Annotated in this window: 1 protein-coding gene; it reads right to left on the reverse strand. The window is 48.8% G+C overall.

The window, feature by feature from the left end; genetic code table 11:
- Positions 1-843 (reverse strand): photosystem II D2 protein (photosystem q(a) protein) (gene psbD / locus FJR06_RS12780; RefSeq protein WP_168651561.1); only part of this gene is annotated, 843 nt, incomplete at both ends.

The following is an 843-nucleotide window of genomic DNA, read 5'->3' on the forward strand; positions in this document are numbered from 1 at the left end:
TTTGGTATAGAAAGTTTCAAACTCTGGGTCTTCGGCTGCCCGTAATTCTTGGGAAACGAAGTCATAAGCCCGGAGGTTTAATGCTAAACCAACGATACCAATGGAACTCATCCACAAGCCTGTGACAGGGACAAACAACATGAAGAAGTGTAACCAACGTTTGTTGGAGAAAGCAACTCCGAAAATCTGTGACCAGAAACGGTTTGCTGTCACCATGGAGTAGGTTTCTTCAGCTTGGGTGGGGTTGAAGGCGCGGAAGGTATTTGATCCTTCACCATCTTCAAATAGGGTGTTTTCTACTGTGGCACCGTGAATAGCACAAAGTAAAGCTCCACCTAAGATTCCCGCTACACCCATCATGTGGAAGGGGTTGAGTGTCCAGTTGTGGAAACCTTGTAGGAATAGGAGGAAACGGAAAATTGCGGCTACTCCAAAGCTAGGTGCAAAGAACCAGCTAGATTGCCCTAAAGGATACATCAGGAACACGCTGACGAATACGGCGATAGGACCGGAGAAAGCAAGAGCGTTATAAGGACGCAGACCGACGAGACGGGCGACTTCAAATTGGCGTAACATGAAGCCAATCAAACCGAATGCGCCATGTAGGGCTACGAAAGGCCACAAACCACCGAGTTGAATCCAACGGGTGAAGTCACCTTGAGCTTCAGGACCCCACAGGAACAACAGGGAATGCCCCATGCTGTTGGCTGGTGTGGATACTGCTACTGTTAGAAAGTTAGCTCCTTCTAAGTAAGAAGATGCTAGTCCGTGGGTGTACCAGGAAGTGACGAATGTTGTACCGGTCAGCCAACCGCCTAATGCGAGGAAGGCACAGGGGAATAA

Origin of the sequence: Dolichospermum sp. UHCC 0352 (assembly GCF_009711925.1) — a bacterium.
GTDB classification, from domain to species: Bacteria; Cyanobacteriota; Cyanobacteriia; order Cyanobacteriales; family Nostocaceae; genus Dolichospermum; species Dolichospermum lemmermannii.